The organism is Nocardia wallacei (assembly GCF_029869545.1).
GTDB classification, from domain to species: Bacteria; Actinomycetota; Actinomycetes; order Mycobacteriales; family Mycobacteriaceae; genus Nocardia; species Nocardia wallacei_A.
The window spans coordinates 41,165-60,481 of sequence record NZ_JARWQD010000073.1 but is presented as its reverse complement, the minus strand read 5'-3'; the positions used below and the strand labels follow the sequence as shown (position 1 = coordinate 60,481).

The 19,317-nt window shown below is 69.7% G+C and carries 20 protein-coding genes; 13 read left to right on the top strand and 7 right to left on the bottom strand.

Going from position 1 to position 19,317, the window contains the following annotated elements:
* Nucleotides 1-2: 2 nt before the first annotated feature.
* From pyrE to QH290_RS04760, 3 genes are read left to right on the top strand one after another with little or no spacing between them, the layout of a single operon-like run.
* On the top strand, nt 3-548 hold the full coding sequence (gene pyrE, locus QH290_RS04770; RefSeq protein WP_280265134.1) for an orotate phosphoribosyltransferase: 546 nt from the start codon (nt 3-5) through the stop codon (nt 546-548).
* Nucleotides 545-1,600, top strand: coding sequence for a beta-ketoacyl-ACP synthase III (locus tag QH290_RS04765; RefSeq protein WP_280265135.1), 1,056 nt, complete (start codon nt 545-547; stop codon nt 1,598-1,600). The genes pyrE and QH290_RS04765 overlap by 4 nt, the downstream gene beginning before the upstream one ends.
* 1 nt (nt 1,601) lies before the next feature.
* Nucleotides 1,602-2,345: a lysoplasmalogenase gene (locus QH290_RS04760; RefSeq protein WP_280382066.1), complete on the top strand. Its 744-nt coding sequence runs from the start codon at nt 1,602-1,604 to the stop codon at nt 2,343-2,345.
* Here the strand turns inward: QH290_RS04760 and QH290_RS04755 are convergent.
* The 3 genes from QH290_RS04755 to QH290_RS04745 form a co-directional block, all read right to left on the bottom strand.
* Entirely contained in the window at nt 2,329-2,775 is a 447-nt protein-coding gene (locus QH290_RS04755) for a hypothetical protein (RefSeq protein ID WP_280382065.1), read from the bottom strand. The two genes, QH290_RS04760 and QH290_RS04755, sit on opposite strands and share 17 nt — an antisense overlap.
* Before the next feature lie 73 nt (nt 2,776-2,848).
* Nucleotides 2,849-3,490 carry a response regulator transcription factor gene (locus QH290_RS04750; protein WP_280265157.1) on the bottom strand — a complete coding sequence of 214 codons (642 nt, stop codon included), beginning with the start codon at nt 3,488-3,490 and terminating at the stop codon, nt 2,849-2,851.
* An 11-nt stretch (nt 3,491-3,501) separates the two neighbouring features.
* On the bottom strand, nt 3,502-4,878 hold the full coding sequence (locus tag QH290_RS04745; RefSeq protein ID WP_280382064.1) for a sensor histidine kinase: 1,377 nt from the start codon (nt 4,876-4,878) through the stop codon (nt 3,502-3,504).
* Between the two features lie 184 nt (nt 4,879-5,062).
* Between QH290_RS04745 and QH290_RS04740 the strand changes: the two genes are divergently transcribed.
* Both QH290_RS04740 and QH290_RS04735 read left to right on the top strand, forming a co-directional pair.
* Entirely contained in the window at nt 5,063-5,380 is a 318-nt protein-coding gene (locus tag QH290_RS04740; protein WP_425301639.1) for a DUF4190 domain-containing protein, read from the top strand.
* 250 nt (nt 5,381-5,630) lie between these two features.
* Nucleotides 5,631-6,242: a TrmH family RNA methyltransferase gene (locus QH290_RS04735; protein ID WP_280382077.1), complete on the top strand. Its 612-nt coding sequence runs from the start codon at nt 5,631-5,633 to the stop codon at nt 6,240-6,242.
* A 3-nt stretch (nt 6,243-6,245) separates the two neighbouring features.
* Here the strand turns inward: QH290_RS04735 and QH290_RS04730 are convergent, their stop codons facing one another.
* Nucleotides 6,246-7,271: a hypothetical protein gene (locus QH290_RS04730; protein ID WP_280382063.1), complete on the bottom strand. Its 1,026-nt coding sequence runs from the start codon at nt 7,269-7,271 to the stop codon at nt 6,246-6,248.
* A gap of 290 nt (nt 7,272-7,561) precedes the next feature.
* Between QH290_RS04730 and QH290_RS04725 the strand changes: the two genes are divergently transcribed.
* From QH290_RS04725 to QH290_RS04710, 4 genes are read left to right on the top strand one after another with little or no spacing between them, the layout of a single operon-like run.
* Nucleotides 7,562-7,978 carry a helix-turn-helix domain-containing protein gene (locus tag QH290_RS04725; RefSeq protein WP_280265158.1) on the top strand — a complete coding sequence of 139 codons (417 nt, stop codon included), beginning with the start codon at nt 7,562-7,564 and terminating at the stop codon, nt 7,976-7,978.
* On the top strand, nt 7,978-8,475 hold the full coding sequence (locus QH290_RS04720) for a hypothetical protein (RefSeq protein ID WP_425303549.1): 498 nt from the start codon (nt 7,978-7,980) through the stop codon (nt 8,473-8,475). Before QH290_RS04725 ends, QH290_RS04720 begins: the two co-directional genes overlap by 1 nt.
* Nucleotides 8,472-9,689, top strand: coding sequence for an MAB_1171c family putative transporter (locus QH290_RS04715; RefSeq protein ID WP_280382062.1), 1,218 nt, complete (start codon nt 8,472-8,474; stop codon nt 9,687-9,689). Before QH290_RS04720 ends, QH290_RS04715 begins: the two co-directional genes overlap by 4 nt.
* Nucleotides 9,690-9,703: 14 nt before the next feature.
* Complete coding sequence (locus QH290_RS04710) at nt 9,704-11,110, top strand: cytochrome P450 (protein ID WP_280382061.1); 1,407 nt, start codon at nt 9,704-9,706, stop codon at nt 11,108-11,110.
* A gap of 5 nt (nt 11,111-11,115) precedes the next feature.
* Here QH290_RS04710 and QH290_RS04705 read toward each other — a convergent pair whose 3' ends face one another.
* Nucleotides 11,116-13,353, bottom strand: coding sequence for an ATP-binding cassette domain-containing protein (locus tag QH290_RS04705; protein ID WP_280382060.1), 2,238 nt, complete (start codon nt 13,351-13,353; stop codon nt 11,116-11,118).
* A 62-nt stretch (nt 13,354-13,415) separates the two neighbouring features.
* Between QH290_RS04705 and QH290_RS04700 the strand changes: the two genes are divergently transcribed.
* From QH290_RS04700 to QH290_RS04690, 3 genes are all read left to right on the top strand, one after another.
* On the top strand, nt 13,416-14,405 hold the full coding sequence (locus QH290_RS04700) for a helix-turn-helix transcriptional regulator (protein ID WP_280382059.1): 990 nt from the start codon (nt 13,416-13,418) through the stop codon (nt 14,403-14,405).
* 55 nt (nt 14,406-14,460) lie between these two features.
* Nucleotides 14,461-15,138: a TetR/AcrR family transcriptional regulator gene (locus QH290_RS04695; protein ID WP_280382058.1), complete on the top strand. Its 678-nt coding sequence runs from the start codon at nt 14,461-14,463 to the stop codon at nt 15,136-15,138.
* A 279-nt stretch (nt 15,139-15,417) separates the two neighbouring features.
* Nucleotides 15,418-16,467 (top strand): glycoside hydrolase family 76 protein, encoded by a 1,050-nt coding sequence (locus QH290_RS04690; protein ID WP_280382075.1) that lies wholly within the window; start codon nt 15,418-15,420, stop codon nt 16,465-16,467.
* 56 nt (nt 16,468-16,523) lie between these two features.
* On the opposite strand, the gene QH290_RS04685 is transcribed toward QH290_RS04690, so the two are convergent.
* A complete protein-coding gene (locus tag QH290_RS04685) occupies nt 16,524-17,255 on the bottom strand; it encodes a DedA family protein (RefSeq protein ID WP_280265148.1) in 732 nt (243 codons plus the stop codon).
* 3 nt (nt 17,256-17,258) lie between these two features.
* Nucleotides 17,259-17,918, bottom strand: a complete 660-nt coding sequence (locus QH290_RS04680; RefSeq protein WP_280382074.1) for a VTT domain-containing protein — start codon at nt 17,916-17,918, stop codon at nt 17,259-17,261.
* A 186-nt stretch (nt 17,919-18,104) separates the two neighbouring features.
* Here QH290_RS04680 and fbaA point away from each other — a divergent pair, with 186 nt between their 5' ends.
* Nucleotides 18,105-19,139: a class II fructose-bisphosphate aldolase gene (gene fbaA, locus QH290_RS04675; RefSeq protein ID WP_280382057.1), complete on the top strand. Its 1,035-nt coding sequence runs from the start codon at nt 18,105-18,107 to the stop codon at nt 19,137-19,139.
* Nucleotides 19,140-19,317: the final 178 nt, after the last annotated feature.

Here is a 19,317-nt window from a genome sequence, read left to right as displayed (position 1 = left end):
ACATGATCGAGTCCACGACGGACCGAGACAGATTGGCGGAGCTCGTGCGCGAGCTCGCCGTCGTGCACGGCAGGGTCATCCTGTCGTCGGGCAAGGAAGCCGATTACTACGTCGACCTGCGGCGGGCAACCCTGCAGCACCAGGCCGGTCCGCTGATCGGCACGCTGCTGCGCGAGCTGGTGTCCGACTGGGAGTTCGACGCCGTCGGCGGGCTCACCATGGGCGCCGACCCGGTCGCCCTGGCGATGCTGCACGCGCCGGGCCGCCCGCTGGACGCGTTCGTGGTGCGCAAGGCCGCCAAGACGCACGGCATGCAGCGCCAGATCGAGGGTCCGGACGTGGCGGGGAAGCGGGTGCTGGTGGTCGAGGACACCACCACGACGGGAAATTCGCCGCTCACCGCGGTGCGCGCGCTGCGTGACGCGGGGGCGACCGTGGTCGGCGTGGCCACCGTCGTCGACCGGGAGACCGGCGCGGACAAGGTGATCGCCGACGAGGGCCTGGAGTACCGGTCGATTCTCGGGCTGAAGGATCTGGCGCTCGGATGAGCATCGCAGTCAACAGGGGTCGCGAGAACGTCGCGATGCTCGGCATCGGTGCCTACCGACCGCGGCGCATCGTCAGCAACGCCGAGGTGTGCGAGGTGCTCGACTCCACCCCGGAGTGGATCTACGAGCGCACCGGCATCCGCAACCGGCGCTGGATCAGCGGCGACGAGACGCTGCAGACGATGGCGGTGGCCGCGGGCGAGCGGGCGATCGTCAACAGCGGCGTGGATCGCTCGAAGATCGGCACGCTGGTGCTCGCGACCTCGAGCTGGCTGAAGCTGACGCCGCACGGCGCGCCCTCGGTCGCCTACGACCTGGGGATGAACGGCATTCCGGCCTTCGACCTGACCTCCGGCTGCGGCGGGTTCGGCTATGGCCTGAGCGTGGCCGCCGACATGATCCGGGCCGGATCGGCCGAATACGTGCTGGTGATCGGCGCGGAGACGATGACGGTCGGGCTGGACCCCACCGACCGCGGCACCGCGATGATCTTCGGCGACGGCGCGGGCGCGGTCGTGGTCGGGCCCAGCGAGGAGAACGGCATCTCGCCGACGGTGTGGGGCAGCGACGGCGAGAACGCCGGGGCGATCGCGCAGGACGTCGACTTCCTGGAGTTCATGAACAAGGCGCAGGCGCTGCAGGGCACCGACCCGGCCCTGCAGCCGGTGGGCCGGATGTCGCTGCGGATGGAGGGGCCGCGGGTGTTCCGCTGGGCCGCGGTGACGCTGCCCCGGGCGCTGTCGAGCGCGCTGGAACTGGCCGGTGTCGCCAAGGAGGACATCGAGGTGTTCATCCCGCACCAGGCCAACGCCCGCATCAACGAGCTGATGAAGAAGAATCTCGGCTTGGCGGAGGACATTCCGATGGCCGGAGATATCGAGAACACCGGCAACACCTCGGCGGCGTCCATTCCGCTGGCGATGGAGGAGATGCTGGTGACCGGCAAGGCGAAGGGCGGCCAGCTGGCCCTGGTGCTCGGTTTCGGCGCCGGTCTCAGCTACGCGGGGCAGGTCGTCACGCTCCCGCCCAAGCCGATCGAGCCCAGTTTCTGATATGGCGAGACCATTTCGCGCGGCCTACGTCGCGGCCGCCGCCGCCACCGTCTACGCCGCGGCGACCGGACGGGACCGATGGCAGTGGGCCACGAAGCCTTTGCTCATGCCGCTGCTGGCCGCCGATGTGCTGCACGGCGGCGGGGATCTCGCCGCGGCCGATCGCCGCGTGCTGCTGGGTGCGCTCGGCGCCGCGACCGTCGGCGACGTGCTGCTGATCGATCCGGACGACGACCGCCGATTGGTCGCGGGCGCTTCGGCTTTCGCGGTGATGCAGGCCGGATACTCCGCGCTGTGGTGGCGCCGGGGCGCGCGGCCGCGGCCCGCGATCGCGCTGCCGCGGGTGGCGGCATGGCTGGGCGCGGGTGCGTTACTGCGGGCTCGGGCGCCGAAACTCGCTGTGCCGCTGTCGTCCTACGGCGCCACCCTCGGCACCGCCGCGGTCCTCGCCTCCGACCCGGGCCTGGCCCCGGCCGCGAAAACCGTTGCGGGGACGAATCTCCCGGACCGCGACCCGCGCAGTCGCCTCGGCCTGGGTGCCCTGCTGTTCACCGTCTCCGACGGCCTGATCGTGCTGCGCCGCCTGTTCGCCCGCGGCGATCGCTCCCGCCGGGTCTCGGAGGCCGTCATCCTCTCGACCTACGCTGCCGCGCAATACTTTCTGACCGATCCGCGAGTGCACGCGAACCAACCTTGCCTGGCCGAAAGCATGCCGGGAAACGTACGGCCTACAGGCACAGGATGATGCGGTCGCGGTCCGCCGGATCCACCCGGATCGAAATCGTCTCGCCGACATGGATTCTCGGCTGGTCGACGGGGGTGACGTCGAAAACGATGGTGCCGCGGTAGGTTTCCGAGCCCGGGACGTTGAGCTCGAGGTCCAGTTCGGTGAGTTCGGTGTGGTGGTCGGTGCGCTCGAGCGGGTGCACGCCCTCGATGGTCGCCCAGCCCTCCAGGCCGTGGCGCAGCAGGCGGCGGTCGGCGCGCGAGGGGCGCTGGGCCAGCACCATCCCGAGGCCCAGGCAGGACCCGAACAGCCCGACCAGCGCCACGATCTGGTACGGCACCGTTCCCGGCGGGGTGTGATGCACGATCCAGCCCAGCCAGACGGCGAGGACGACCAGGTACCCGGCGGTCGCGCCGAGCACGATGCGGAGTATGCGCACGTGATTCATGAGTGCCTCCACCGCGGCTCCGGGACCTCCAGGATAGGTTCGGAGTACCCGCCGTGTGGGGCATGTCACACAATCATCCGCGCAGGCGGAGCACCGCCAGCACCCTGCGGTGATGCGTATCCGACGGCGGCAGCTCCAGCTTCAGGAAGATGTTGCCGATGTGCTTCTCGACCGCGCGCTCGGTGACGGTCAGCGACTGCGCGATGCCCGCGTTGGTCAGCCCCTGCGCCATCAGCTCCAGCACCTCGCGCTCGCGCGGGGTGAGCCGGGCCAGCGAATCCTGTTGGCGTGCGGCGCCCATCAACTGGCTCACCACCTCCGGGTCCAGGGCGGTACCGCCGGTGGCGACCCGCTGCAGGGCGTCGACGAATTCGCGCACATCGGCCACCCGGTCCTTGAGCAGGTAGCCGACCCCGCTCGCGCCGCCCGCGAGAAGTTCGGTGGCATAGCGGGTCTCGACCCACTGCGAGAACACCAGCACGCCGACGTCGGGGAATTTGCGCCGCAGTTCGATGGCGGCCAGCAGTCCCTCATCGGTGAACGACGGTGGCATCCGCACGTCCACCACCGCGACGTCCGGCCGGTGCTCGGCGACGACCTCGCTCAAACGCGTTGCGTCGCCGACCATTTCGACCACCTCATGGCCCCGGTCGGCAAGCAGCCCGGCCAGGCCGTTGCGGAGAATCGCGCTGTCCTCGGCAATGACGATGCGCAGCGCCCGCTCACTCACTGTGGCCCCTCGACGGGCAGGGTGATCGTGACGATCGTGGGTCCCCCGGCCGGACTGTCGACCGTCAGCGTTCCGTCGACCGCGCGGGCTCGCGCGGCCAGGCCCGAAAGCCCGCCGCTGACAACGGTTTCCCCGGTCGGCACGGCCGGCTGCCGGGCGCCGCCGTGTCCGTTGTCGCGCACGCTCACGGCGATGCTGTGCCCGCCGGAGGGCAGCACCGACACCCAGGCGGCGGTCGCGCCGGAATGCTTCACCACATTGGTGAGCAGTTCGGCGACCGAGAAGTACGCGATCGCCTCGATGGCCGGATTGGGCCGCTGCGGCAGGTGCACCCGCAGCTCCACCGGCACGGCGCAGCGGGCGGCCAGCGTCTCCAGCGCCGGCTCCAGGCCCAGTTCCAGGGCGGGCGGATGTATGCCGCGCACCAGTTCCCGCAGCTCGGCGAGGGCCTCCTTGGAGCTGGCGTGCGCGTCGGCGATCAGATCCCGGGCGTCGCCCCCGGCGGCGATGCGCTCCTCGGCGCGGCCGAGCGCCATGGCGATGGTGACCAGCCGGGCCTGGGTGCCGTCGTGCAGGTCCCGTTCCATGCGGCGCAGCGTGGCGGCCGAATCCTCCACGGCGACCTTGCGGCTCTCCTGCAGCTCCACCATCCGGCGATCGCGGGCGGTCGGCGTCAGCAGGGCCAGCGACAGCAGCCGGTGTAGCCAGGTCACGCCGCGCACCAGCCAGGGCAGCGCGAAGCAGAGCACGATACCGATCGCGGCCATGCCGAGCGCGCGCGGCCAGGTGTCGACGTAGAAGTCGCCGAATTGGAACAGCGAATGGTGTTCGCGCCCTTGGTCGTCGACGTTGATCGGATGGAAGATCGCCCACGGGATGGGCGAGATCGCGGTGAACACGGTCATCGCGATGACCACCAGCACGACGTATCCGGCGAACAGCCCCAGTGCGACCTCCGCGATCAGGAATGCCAGCGCCCGCCACGAGGTCCGGTCGGTGAAGGCGCTGCGCAGCCAGCCGAAGAAGCCGGGGCGCGGGTCGAAATCCGGCGGCGCGGGCATCGGCGTATCGAGCAGCGCCGCGCCGAGGGGCCGGTAGAGGCGTCCCCAGATCCGCCCGCCCAGCAGCACCAGTGCCAGCAGCGGAATGCCGATCAGGGCGATGGACAGGTACAGGGCGGCGCCGTAGGCGAAGAACAGGTACATGATCGCGACGCCGCCGAGCACGAAGGCCACGATCAGATAGGCCAGTTCCTTCCAGGTCCGGGCCTCGATCGGCGCGCGCAGAACGGCGCGGGCCACCCGGCCGGCGGTCAGCGGCGGCCGGTCGGGGCGCTCGAGCACGAGGGTCGGTTCGGCGAAGGTCTCGGTCATAGCTCCATGCTGGTCGCGGGCCCGGCCGGATTCGAGGGAGCGACCCACCGAATCGGTGGTGTGGCCAGCTACACCGGGCTGTCGCCATCGATCATCGCGCGGCGCGGTGATCGGGCGCCACGGGGGCGCTGCCCGGGATATCGATGGCGTCCGCCGACCCGGGCGCACGGTTACGATGACCCGGGTGAATTACCCGCCGCCGCAGTACGGCTACGGCTATGGGCCGTATCCGCCGCCGGAGCATCCCCAGGCCACCACCATCCTCATACTCGGGATCGTCAGCCTGCTGTGCGGTCTGGTGGGGCCGTTCGCCTGGGTGATGGGCCGCCGCGTACTCACCGAGATCGACAACTCCGGCGGTATGTACGGCGGGCGCTCCAACGCGCAGGTCGGCTACGTCCTCGGCATCATCACAACGGTCCTGACGCTGCTCGGCCTGCTCATGCTGGTCGGCTACGTCGTCTTCATCGCGGTTCTCATCGGAACCTCGACGACGACCTGACCACCACGAGGGCGGGCAGTGTGGTGAGCGCGTGATCGTGCGCCGCGACGGCGGGACTGTGCGCGGTGACGACGGGACCGTGCGGCACGATGACGGTGTGCAGTGGCGCGAAGATGGTGTCTCGGGGCGCGTAGGCGTCGGCCGAGGGCGTACGGACCGCGAGGACGAGGCGGGGCGGGAGAACGGGTCGGCCGATCCGGATGATCCGGTCCCCGCCGGTCCCACCGAATGGGGAGACCATCCACACGGCGTGGGCCCGTGGGCCGAGGAGTTCGGCACGCCACCGCCGGATGATCCGCGCCTGGATCCGGAACTGGTCGCGCACGGCGATCGCCGCAATGTCGTCGACGCGTACCGGTATTGGACGCGGGAGGCGATCGTCGCCGATATCGACCGGCGCCGGCACCCTTTTCATGTCGCCATCGAGAATTTCGGGCACGACGCCAATATCGGCACCGTGGTGCGCACCGCCAATGCCTTCGCCGCCGCGGCGGTGCACATCGTGGGCCGCCGTCGCTGGAATCGCCGCGGCGCCATGGTCACCGACCGCTATCAGCACATCGTCCACCACCCGGACGTCGCGACCCTGCTGGAATTCGCCGACCAGGAGGAATTGGCGGTCGTGGCCGTCGACAACGTTCCCGGCTCGATCCCCCTGGAGACCGCCCGCCTGCCCCGCAACTGCCTGCTGCTGTTCGGCCAGGAGGGGCCGGGCGTCACCGACCAGGCCAAACAGGCCGCGATCATGACCGTCTCCATCGCCCAGTTCGGCTCCACCCGCAGCATCAACGCGGGTGTCGCCGCGGGCATCGCCATGCACTCCTGGATCCGGCAGCACGCCGACCTCACCCGGGCCTGGTAGGCCTCACCGCGGGCACGTGTCGTAGGTGTCGCGCAGGTGCCGCTGCAGCGCGACGGCCTCGGCGGTGTAGTAATTCTCGGGCTCGCGCTCCCCGGCGGAACGGGCGCTGTACGAGCAGCCGCCGACGTGGACGCTGCCTTTGAACTTCAGCTCGCCGGAATTCGACGGGCGGGGCTGCTCCCATTCGACCAGCAGCGGATGGCCGGGAGCCGGTGCGACGAGGTCGATCAGCGCGGCCAGTGCGGTGCGGGCCTCGGCGGGGTCCGGGGTCGCGACCGTCATCCGCGCCAGGTGGCCCGCCGTGACGTCCACGCTGCGGACGGGCAGCGGCGACCGCGCGAGGATCGCGCGCACGCGGGCCTCGTCCTCGGCGCCGAACGGGAAATCGACCTTCCAGGCGATATCGGTGCGCATCGCGGGGAAGACCCGTACCGGCACCGGTTGCTCGCCGATGACGGATCGGACGACGCCCAGCGCCGAGTCGCCCGCGGTCTCGCGCAGCGTCAGTTCGGTTCCGAGATCGGTTCGCGCCCAATCGATCCGGCGCTCGGCGGCCGGGGGCGGCAGCGCGGATCCGAGCTGCCGCACCGCCCGCGCGTCCGCGGCGACCAGTGCCGGAGAGACGAAGGTGTGGCGGTCCGGCCGGTCGGTGCGATGCTCGACCGTGCCGCCGCCGACGTAGAAACTCGCCGACCGCTTGTACTCGTCGAAGTCCTGCCGGTGGCTGTCGGCGACCCGCGCCGCGACGGCTTCGATCTGGTCGATGGTGGCGTCGTGCATGTCCGCGGAGACGGAGGTGGCGACGCCCTGGGTGATGTCGTTGCTGTAGTTCACATAGGCGCTGGTCACCCCGGGCATCGCCCGCACGGCCGTTTCCAGCTCCCGCGCCTCGGCCTCCCGATTCGGCGCGCCGGTGCACGCGCCGAGCACCGCGGCCCCCACCGCGAGGGCGGCGGCGATCGCGAGTCGCAGCGGCGCCGCGATCGGGCGCTGCCGGGTGCCCGGGTCCGCATTCTGTCGATTCCGCATGCGTCGAGCATGCCGCGCCGATGCGCGAGGCGGATCGGGGGAATTACTCGAGCCGGTGCGCACTGACTCCCCCTTCGCGCCAGTGCACACCGGACGAGGCCTACGTGTACTTACGTAGACACAGACCGTCCCATGTACGTTGGTATATGTCAATGGGGCTGTGATGTACTGTGGTCGAAGCTGCCGCTACTCGGGACGGAGGGGCCGTGGAAGACGAGCAGGCACTCGCCGGCAGCCCCGCGGGGGCGCCGACCGAGCTGGCCGACAAGATCAATCGGCTGTTCGAGGTGATGCACAGGCCGTCGGAGCCGCCGTTGTCGAATGCCGCTGCGGCAGAGGCGATCACGAGCGCGACCGGGACATCGATCAGCCCGGCGTACCTGTGGCAGCTGCGCTCGGGATTGAAGACCAACCCCACCGTCGCGCACCTGCGGGCGATCGCCCGGTTCTTCGGCGTCCCCGCGTCCTACCTGCTCGACACCGCCACGGACGAGGCGCTCGACTCGCAGTTGAGCCTGCTTCAGGCTATGAAGGATGCGGGCGTGCGGAATCTGGCACTGCGCGCGTCGGGTCTGACCCCGCGCACGCTGTCCAGTATTGCCTCGATCGTCGACCGGGCCCGGGAGCTGGAGAACCTGCCCCCGGTCGACGCGCAGGGCCTCCGGCGCCGACCGGCAGACGAGGGACAGGCGCGGAACGGACCGTAATGGGAACATCGGCCAGGCGAATCAGGAAGGCGCTCGAGCAGTTGCCGATTCCGGATCCCTGGGACCGCGACCGGTTCGTCGAGCACGTTGCCGCGCTGCGCGGCCGCCCGATCACCCTGGTTCCGATCGATGTGCTCGGCGTGGTCGAGAGTCCCTGCGGCCTGTGGTTGCTGCGCGAACACGACGACATCATCGTCTACGAGGGCGGGACCTCGGAGTATCACATCGACCAGATCGTGTGCCACGAGGTGGGCCACATGGTGCTCGGTCACGACCGCGCCTATCCCGCCGCCGCGGACGGCCCACCCGGCGACGCGGCGCTGCGCAGCCTGCTGCCCGATATCGATCCCGCCGCCGTGCGCGCGGTGCTCGGCCGCTCGGGCTACGGGAACGGGATGGAGCGCGAGGCGGAACTGTTCGCCAGCATGGTCATGGTCTCCTCGGTCCCGGGCGCCCGGCGGCAGAACCTGCGCAACGTCCTGTTCAGGCAGCAGTGACGTCGTCGGTCTCGGCGGCGATCGCGTGGCCGCTCATCGGTGCGCTGGTATGCGTGGTGGCGGCCCGCTGGCGCTGGTTCAACGGCAGTGCCGCCGAGCAGTACCTCAACACCACGCTCACGGTCATCGCCGCGACCCAGCTGTTGCGCGAGGACGTGGTCCAAAAGGCCGTCGCCGCAACGCTTCCGGTGACGGTGACCGCCGTCCAGCAGCTGTCGCTGTGCACCATCGTGGGTTCGATCGGGCCGTTCCTGTGTGTGATCGACCTGCTCTCCGGGAAGAACCCGGTGATCGTGCGGCGCCGGCAGTTCGGCTACTACGCCATGGCCGGACTGCTGTCGGCGGCCATGCTGGTGGCGGGGTCGCGGGCGCGGCGGGAAGGGCTGCCCGTCGAGGTGTCCGGTGGCCTCGCGGAGGTGCTGGTCTGGGTGGCGTTCGCGGTGCTGCCGCTGTACCTCGCCGTCCGGATGATCCGGCGCTGCTGGGCGGAGTTCCGGCAGCCCGGCAGCACCGCGGGCGAGCGGGCGGTGCTGACCGGCATCGCGGTGGCGGGCGCCGCGATCGGGGTGACGACGGCTGTCGCGCTGATCCTCGCGGTGCTGCAGGAACTGGGCATCGCCGATTCCGTCGAGTATCGGCTGCAGACGAATTCGCGGAACTTCTTCTGGATCGCCACCATCATCGGGATCGTCGCCGCCGCCCCGCTGATCAAATCGCTCGGCGAGGTCCTCGGCGTGGATGCGACCAGCCGCCGGTGGCGCCGGCTGCAACCGCTGTGGCGGTCGATGACGGCGCTGTTCCCCGACAGCCGGCTGCCGCTCGACGACGGTGCGCCGACGCGCCGGGTCACCGTCCTGCGGCTGCATCGCACCACCGTCGAGATTCGCGACGCCATGCTGGAGCTGCGCCCGTATCTCCGCGAGACGGATCCGTCCGCACTCGCGAGATTCGTTGCCGTCGAACGTGTTCCGCGGACGGCGACGGATTCCGCGGGCCATGCGCTGCAGCTGGCCTACGCCGCGCGGCTGCGGGCCGGGCGCGCCGAATCGCCGGGTGACGTCACCGAGATGCCGCTCTCCTCCGCGCCTGCCACGCTGGGCGAGGAGGTCGCGGAACTGGTGCGGCTCGCCGCGTGGTGGCCCGCGGCCTGCCGGTTCGTCGCGAACCATCCGCCCGATACCGCCATCGACACCACGCCCGAACCGGCCCGGTGAACAGGGGAAACGCTATGACAGAGCTTTCGACGACAGTGCCGCGGTCGCTGCCGCATCCGCCCTACCGCCTGCCGCTGCTGGGGGATGTGCTGACGACCGACTTCGCCAAGCCCTGCCAGCGGCTCGCGCGGCAGGGGCGGGAGCTGGGGCCGGTCTTCGAGCAGAAGCTGTTCGGCTATCCCGCGACGATCGTCACCGGGGCGGGGGCGATCGAGGAGGTCAACAACGAGCAGCTGTGGGAGAAGCACATCGGCCACTCGCTGATGAAGTTGCGGCCGCTCACGGGCGACGGCCTGTTCACGGCGTTCAATCGAGAGCCGAACTGGGCCAAGGCACATCACATTCTGGCGCCGGCGTTCACCAAGGGCGCGATGGCCGACTATCACGCCACGATCGTCGGGGCCGTGCGGGAGCTGACCGACACCTGGGCTCGGACCTCGGACTGGATCGATATTCCGGACCGGGCGAACGCCCTCACCTTCGAGATCATGTCGCGGGCGGGATTCTCCCACTCGTTCGGTTCCCCGGCCGATGCGCAGCGAAATCCGTTCGTGGCGGCCATGGTTCGGGAGCTGACCTACGCCAACCGCCGCACCGATGTGCTGCCCTGGTTCGAGCGGATCTTCCGCCGGGCCGAGTATCGGCGGCATCGGGCGGACCTCGCGCAGGCACACGAGGTCGTCGACGCCATCATCGAGGCCCGGAAGGCGCAGCCGCACAGGGATACTCGCGACATCCTCGATCTCATGCTCGACGGCGTGGACCCGGAGACCGGGACGGGCCTGGACACCACCAACATCCGCAATCAGATCCTGACCTTCCTCATCGCGGGCAGCGAGACCTCCGCCAACACCATCGCCTTCGCGCTGCACTATCTGGCCGTCCACCCCCGTTTCGCCGACGGCATTCGCGCCGAACTCGACCAGCGGTGGCCCACAGCGAAATTCCCCGAGATCGGGTTCGAGGACATCGCCAAGCTGCGCTCCCTGCGGCGCGCCGTCGACGAGACACTGCGGCTGTGGCCCACCGCGCCCGGCTATTTCCGGCGCGCGAAACAGGACACCACGCTGTGCGACGGCCGGTACCGGTTCCGGCAGAAGGACTGGGTCCTGGTCCTCCTGCAGGCCGCGCACCGCGACCCGGCCTGGGGTGCCGACGCCGACGAGTTCAACCCCGACCGCTTCCTCCCCGACAACCTCCGCACCCTGCCCCCGCGCACCTACAAGCCCTTCGGCACCGGCCCGCGGGCCTGCATCGGCCGCCAGTTCGCCCACCACGAAATCGCCGTCACCCTGGCCACCATCCTCCACCGTTTCGACCTCGAGCCCGACCCGACCTACCACCTCGACGTCCGAGAAACCCTGACCCTCAAGCCAACCGGCCTCCGCCTGCGCTTCCACCCGCGAGCACGCCGGAGCTGATGCGGCTAGCTCACCGATACCCGCAGTGCCGCGGCCGTTTTGGACTCGGCGCAGCCCGTGATCCGGTTCGGCGTGCCCTCGCACAGCACCCGTCCACCGTGGCGGCCCGGGCCCGGGCCCAGGTCGATCACCCAGTCGGCGGCCCTGATCACGTCCACGTTGTGTTCGATCACGACCAGGGTATTTCCCTTGTCCACCAAGCGATTCAGCACCTCGAGCAGGGTGTCGATATCCGACAGGTGCAGGCCGGTGGTGGGCTCGTCGAGAACGTACAGGGTGTGCTGGTCGGGGCGGGCGAGTTCCCTGGCGATCTTCAGGCGCTGGCATTCGCCGCCGGACAGGGTGCTCAGCGACTGGCCGAGCCGCAGGTAGCCCAGGCCCACCTCGTCCAGGTGGCGCAGCGCGCGGTCGATCGCCGGTACCGGCAGCCGCCGGGTCGCCTCCGCGACGGTGAGATCGTCGATATCGGCGATGGACAGCCCGTCGACGGTGTAGCCGAGCACCTCGTCGGTGAACCTGCGGCCACCGCACGCCTCGCACACCACCTCCTGCCCGTCCATGAACGCCAGATCGGTGTAGATCACGCCCGCGCCCTTGCACACCGGGCACGCCCCGGCGGAATTGGCGCTGAACAGCCCCGCGCTCACACCGTTGCGCTGGGCGAACAGCTTGCGGATCGCCGGGGCGATACCGGTGTAGGTGAGCGTGGTCGAGCGCCGGTTCGTGGTGACCGGCCGCTGGTCCACCACGGTGGCCGGATGCTGCTCGATCAGCTCGGCGACCAGGCTCGACTTACCCGAACCCGCGACCCCGGTGAGGGCGGTGAGCACGCCGGTCGGAACGTCCACGGACACGTCCCGCAGGTTGTTGCGGGTGGCGTTCTCGATCCGCAGCTTGCCCGCGGGCACCCGCGGGGTGCGGGCGGTGCGCCGGGCCCGCAGCCCGAGCCCGGTCGGTGTATCGGCCGAGAGCAGGGCGTCGAAGGTCCCTTCGAACACCACCCGGCCGCCGTCGTCGCCCGCGGCCGGGCCGATCTCCACGATGTGGTCGGCCGCCCGCATCACATCCGGGTCGTGCTCGACCACCAGCACCGAATTTCCCTTGTCCCGCAACGATTTCAGCAGTGCGGTCATGGGTGCCACGTCGTGGGGGTGCAGGCCCACGGTCGGCTCGTCGAAGACGTAGAGCATCTCGGTCAGGCTGCTGCCGAGATGCCGGACCGTCTTGATGCGCTGGGATTCGCCGCCGGACAGCGTCGTCGTGGGCCGGGCCAGCGACAGATAGCCGAGGCCGATCGAATCGAGCGCCTCGAGCTTCTCGCGCAGGGCCGCGACCACCGGCGCCACGTTCGGGTCGCGGACGCCGGTGACGATCCCCGCCAGATCCTCGATCTCCATCCGGCTCATCTCGACGATGGTGTGGCCCAGCACCCGGGCGGTGCGCGCCGCCTCGTTCAGGCGCTCGCCGCGGCAGTCCGGGCACGGCGCCGAGTGGGTGAACCGCTCCACGACGGCTCGCTTGTGGTCCGACAGGGTGTCGGAGGTGTGCAGGTAGATCCGCTCGAACCGCTCGACGACGCCCTCGTAGTCCTGCGGCGGCCGGGTCCCCAGCCGCGCGGCCGCCTCGCCGCCGTACAGCAGCGCGTCCCGCTCCCGCTGCGACCAGTCCCGCAGCGGCGTGCGCGGATCGAACGATCCGATATCGGCGTACTGCCGGTACCAGTACTGCCCGTTGCCGAAGCCGGGCAGCAGGATCGCACCCTCCTCCAGCGACCTGTCCAGGTCGAGCAGCCGGTCCACCTCGGTGGCGAGGGTCTCGCCCAGGCCCGCGCAGGTGGGGCACATCCCGGCCGGGTCGTTGAACGAGAAGTGGTTCGACTCACCGACATACGGCTCGCTCACCCGCGAGAACAGCAGGCGCAGATAGGTATACGCGTCGGTGATGGTGCCGACGGTGGACCGGGCATTGCCGCCCAGCCGCTTCTGATCGATGACCACCACCGGCGACAACCCCTCGATCAGGTCCACCTCCGGGCGGCTCCAGCGCGGTAGCCGATTGCGCACGAACGGGGGATAGGTCTCGTTCACCTGGTACCCGGCCTCCGCGGCAATGGTGTCGAAGACCAGCGACGACTTACCGGAGCCCGAAACACCGGCGAACACCACCAGTTGCCCGCGGGGCACGTCGACATCGATGCGCCGCAGGTTGTTCGTCCGCGCGGCTCGAATACGAATATCAGCCATATACCCCAAGCTAGGGATAGATGTGGACAGATCATGACCGCATCTTGTGGATGATGGGGTACATGGGGACGACCGAGGGTGAACGGGCCGACGTCACGCGCCGCGCGCTCGAACTACTGGCGTACCTGCAGACCGGCCGCCGCTTCAGCGGTGCCGAGCTGGCCGAACGCCTGGGCATCAGCCCGCGCACGGTGCGCCGCGATGTGGAGCGCCTGCGCGAGTACGGCTACCCGGTCACCACGCAGCCCGGCCCGGGCGGGTTCTATCGCCTGACGGCGGGAACCACCTTGCCGCCCATGGTCTTCGACGACGAGGAGGCCGTGGCGACGGTCGTCGGCCTCGGCCTGCTGGCCGCGACCACCGGCGGCCCGGACGCCGGGGGCATCGGCTCGGCGGCCGACCGGGCCTACGGCAAGATCGACCAGTTCCTGCCCAAACGGCTGCGCTCCCGGGCCGTCGCCGTGCGCACCACGGTCGAGGCCGCGACCCAGATCGCGCCCGCCCTCGACGCCGACGTGCTGACCGGTCTCGCCGCGGCGGCCGCCCGGCACGTCCGGGTCGCGTTCACCTACGCCTCGCCCACGTCCACCTCGCACCGCCGGGTCGAACCGTATCGGCAGGTCCACCTGCATCTGCGCTGGTATCTGCTGGCGTGGGACCTCGACCGCGGCGACTGGCGCACCTTCCGCGTCGACCGGATCGGCGCACTCGAGGTCGGCACCACGCACTTCACCCCGCGCCCGCTGCCCGCCGAGTCGGCCACCGAATACCTGCGCGAGGCGCTCACGGCGGGGCGGCATCGCGCCGTGGTTCTCGTCGAAGCCCCCGCCGAGCGCGTCGCCGACCGGCTGAAGTGGCAGGACTGTACGATCGAGGCGGTGGCCGCCGACCGGTGCCGGGTCATCACCCGGATCGATTCGTTCGAATGGCTGGTGCTCAATCTGGCGTTTCTCGACGCCGATTTCGTCATCGAGGAGCCCGCGGAATTCCGGGAGCGCTCGCGGGCCATGGCCGCTCGACTACACGCCGCCGGATCCGAAAGACCTGAATAGTAAGGCCCTCGAGGACCGCCGAATCCATTGAACTTTGTGCAACTATCCTCGCGATATGTCTCGCGATTCGCTGACCCGGGAACAGATCGTCCGCACCGCCATCGAACTACTCGACGACGAGGGGCTGGACGGCCTGAACATGCGCAGCCTCGGCAAGCGCCTCGACGCGGCGGCCACCGCGATGTACTGGCACGTGAAGAACAAGGACAACCTCGTCCGGCTGGCCGGCGACGAGGTGTGGCGCGAGATCGAGCTGCCCGATCTGGACCGGCTGGGCTGGCGCGCGGCCGCCGAGGCCCTCGCCACCGGCATGCACTCGGTGCTGCAGCGGCATCCGTGGATGGTGCAGGCGATGGCGAGCTATCTCATGTACGGGCCCGGCAAGTCCCGCTTCGACGATCTGTCCCTCGCCGTGTACGAGCGCGCCGGATTCACCCCCGACGCGGCGGATCGGGCGCTGGCCGCGGTGTTCACCTACGTGCTGGGCAATGTGGTCGGCGCCGCCGCCACGATCTCGCTGAAACGGCGGCTGAGCCGCGACGGCGGCGATCCCGAACAGCGGCTGGGCGAGGCCATGGCCGCCGCGGCCGAGATCGCCGCCGACTTCCCGCATGTGCGCGCCCGCATCGAGCGGCCCGCGGACTACAACGAGGCGCCGGGCCGCAGCTTCGAGTACGGCCTGGCGTGCCTGCTCGACGGTTTCGCCGCGCGGCTCGAGGCCGCCGCGCGCTAGCGCACACACGGCTTTCGCGCAGCAGCCATTGTGACGATGCCACAGCAACGGGTAGGCACATCGCGGCAGTGAGTCGATTCCGTAACAAATCGGGCGCGAAATCGGGTGCCGAGCTGGCACCATTGACCCATGACTTCGCGGAGCGACGACGCGCCCGCGCCGCGGTCCGACCGCCGGCGCACCCACTCTCCGACCGAGCCCGCTGCCGAGCTCGGCGCCGCGCTGTGGGCGGAGCGTGCCGACCGGGCCGAATCCGCGATCGTGTCCCGGCATCTGCGCATGCTGTGGGTGGTTCCGGGGGCGGAGCTGGCGGTCGTGGGCTGGCCGGCGACGGCGGCGGAGCGCGCCTTCTTCACCTGGCACTACTGGTGGCAGGCGCATCTGATCGACGTCGCCGTCGACGCGGCCAACCGGGAGCCGACCCCGGTCCGCAAGCAGCGCATCGCCGCCATCGCGCGCGCCCATCGCCTTCGCAACCTCACCGGCTGGACCAACAACTACTACGACGATATGGCCTGGCTGGCAATCGCTTTGGAACGTGCCGAGCGCACCCAGGGCATCACCGAGGTTCGCGGCGGGCTCATCGCCCTGCAGAAGGATCTGTCGGCCGGATTTCAGCCGCAGATCGGCGCCGTGCCGTGGCGCAAGGGCTCCGACTTCTTCAACGCGCCCGCCAACGGACCGGCCGCGATCGCGCTGGCCCGCCTCGGCGAGCACGAGCGGGCCGCGGAGATCGCCGACTTCCTGGACAGGACGCTGCGCGACCCCGACACCGGACTGATCTTCGACGGTATCCACCTGCCGTCGGGGGAACTGGAGCGCCCGGTGTTCAGCTACTGCCAGGGCGTGGTGCTGGGCCTGGAGACCGAATTGGCCGTGCACACCGGCAAATTCGAGCATATCGAGCGGGTGCAGCGGCTGCTGCACGCCGTCGAGGAGCACCTCACCACCGGCGGCGTCGTCACCGGCGGGAGCGGCGGCGACGGCGGCCTGTTCAACGGGATCCTGATCCGCTACCTGGCGCACGTGGCGCTGATGCTGCCCGGGGACGGCACCGAACAGCGCACGGCCCGCCGCACCGCGGCCGCGATCGTCACCGCCTCGGCCCGCGCGGCCTGGGAGCACCGGCTGGAGGTCGAGGGCGACCCACTCTTCGGCCACGACTGGACCGAACCCGCGGAGCTGCCCACGGGCACCTCGGGCGCCTCCTACTTCACCTCGGGCGGCTCGGTGACCTCGTCCAAGACACCCGAGCGCGACCTGTCGGTGCAGCTGTCGGGCTGGCTGCTGATGGAGTCCGCGCACCTGGTGACGGCCGCGGGGCTCTGACCGGGCCTATCCGGAATGGTCCGGCCGCGGCTGACGACGGGACCGGCCCGCGGCTCCTATTCTCGTCGCTGCTCCTGCGGGACGCGTGCGGCGGAGACGGCGCAGTCGGCCTCCGGGTGGGGCGCGTCGAGGTCGAAGTCCTCGGCGGGGCGCGCCATCTCGATGCGGTACTGGCGGATGCCCAGCGCCGTGCCCGCGATCAGGGTGACGACCAGCGTGCCGATCACCAGCGGCATCAGCCACGACACCTGCTCCAGGAACCCGCCCGCGTAATAGCCCACCAGCAGCAGCACCGGCGCCCAGATCACCGCGCCGATCGAGCTGGCGATGGTGTAGCGGCGATGGTCCATCCCGGCGGCCCCCGCGACCAGCGGGCACAGCGTGCGCACCCACGGAATCCAGCGGGCCACCAGCACGGCCGCGAAGCCGTGCCGCTGCAACAGCTCCGACACCCGGGCCAGATTGCGGGCGTTGATGTAGCGCCCGTTCTTGCGGGCGACCAGATGGTGCCCGGTGCGATTGCCGATCACGTAGCCGACCTGATTACCGGCTATCGCGGCGATCATCGTGGCCACGGCCAGCCCCCACACCTGGGCGTGGCCGGTGGTGTGGGAGGCGAGCACGATTCCGGCCGTCAGCAGCATCGAATCGCCGGGCAGGAACAGGCCGATGATGAGAGCGCACTCGAGGAACACGAAGACGATGACAACGGTCCAGACGAGTGCCGGCCCGGCGGACTGCAGCGGATCGAATCCGCCCAGTGCGAGGGGTAGCGGCGTTGTCGACAAGGGTCAGCGCGTCGGTTCGTTCGTCGGTACAGGGAGCTCGGATTCGGCGGCGCTGTCGGCCAGGACCGGCTCGCGATTGAGCAGCTTGCGGCCCACCGAGATGATGCCCGGCAGAATCGAGAGGAAGACGATGATGAGGAAGATCGCCTCGACATGGTCGCGGATGAACGCGACATTGCCCAGGAAATAGCCGAGGACGGTGACGCCGCCGCCCCACAGGATGCCGCCGAGGATGTCGAACGTCACGAACTTGCGGTAGTCCATCTTCGACACGCCCGCGAGTACCGGCATGAAGGTGCGCACGATCGGCACGAAGCGGCCCAGGATGATCGTCTTCGGGCCGTGCTTCTCGAAGAACTCGTGGGTCTCGGTGACGTAGCGCTGCTTGAAGAAGCGCCCGTCCTGCTTGTGGAACAGCGCCGGGCCGATGGCGCGGCCGATCCAGTAACCGCTCTGGTCGCCGAGGATGGCGATCAGCGCGGTGGCGGGCACCAGTACCCAGATCGACACCGGCGGATTCGGCTGCGCCGCCAGCAGACCACCGGTGAACAGCAGCGAGTCGCCCGGCAGGATCGGGAACAGCAGGCCGGTTTCGATGAAGACGATGACCAGGATGGCCGGTAGCACCGCATTCTTCAGCCACGTCTCCGTGAGCAGGTGCATCGGGTCGAGCAGGGCCCCGATTCCGGAGCTACTCGCGAGGGTGTCGGATATGGCCAGCAAGGTCACGGCCCCCACAGTACCGGCACTGCCGCTATCGCACAGCCCGCCTTCCGCCCCGGGGGCCGCAGAACTTAGGGTATTCCTCAAAGAATCGTCGTTCGCAGCACACACACGGAGGTCCCTGCAGTGCCCATCGCGACTCCGGAGGTCTACGCCGAGATGCTCGGTCGGGCCAAAGAGAACTCCTTCGCCTTCCCCGCGATCAACTGCACGTCGTCGGAGACGATCAACGCGGCGATCCGCGGTTTCGCCGAGGCGGGCAGTGACGGCATCATCCAGTTCTCCACCGGCGGTGCCGAATTCGGCTCCGGCCAGGGGGTGAAGGATATGGTCGTCGGCGCGACCGCGCTGGCGGAGTTCGCGCACGTGGTCGCCGCGAAGTACGACGTGACCATCGCGCTGCACACCGACCACTGCCCCAAGGACAAGCTGGACACCTTCGTCCGGCCGCTGATCGCGATCTCCCAGGAGCGCGTCAAGGCCGGGCAGAACCCGCTGTTCCAGTCGCACATGTGGGACGGTTCGGCCATCCCGATCGACGAGAACCTCGAGATCGCGAAGGAACTGCTGAAGCAGACCGCGGCCGCGAACATCATCCTCGAGGTCGAGATCGGCGTCGTCGGCGGCGAGGAGGACGGCGTCGAGAACGCCATCAACGAGAAGCTCTACACCTCGCCGGAGGATTTCGAGAAGACCATCGCGGCGCTGGGCGCGGGGGAGAACGGCAAGTATCTGCTCGCCGCGACCTTCGGCAACGTGCACGGTGTGTACAAGCCGGGCAATGTGAAGTTGCGCCCCGAGGTGCTCGCGGAGGGCCAGCGCGTGGCCGCGGCCAAGCTGGGCCTGTCCGAGGGCTCCAAGCCGTTCGACTTCGTGTTCCACGGCGGTTCCGGATCGCTGAAGTCCGAGATCGAGGACTCGCTGAAGTACGGCGTGGTGAAGATGAACGTCGACACCGACACCCAGTACGCCTTCACCCGCCCGATCGCCGCGCACATGTTCACCAACTACGACGGCGTGCTGAAGATCGACGGCGAGGTCGGCAACAAGAAGACCTACGACCCCCGCAGCTACCTCAAGAAGGCCGAAACCTCCATGGCCGACCGCGTAGTCGAGGCCTGCACCGACCTGAAGTCCGCAGGCAAGTCCGTCAGCGCCTAGCGGACCCCGGCGTCGCCCGATCCCTTTTTCCGGCGTGCTTTTGGCCGGAATCCACCGACGATGCGGGGCCGTTCGGCAGGACGATGGGCGCTCGATACCGGATACTGGTGGGTTGCGCCCCGGGGGATCCCGGGAGCGGCCGAGCAAGTGTGCAATCAGTGCGGTTCGTGTTAGGTAG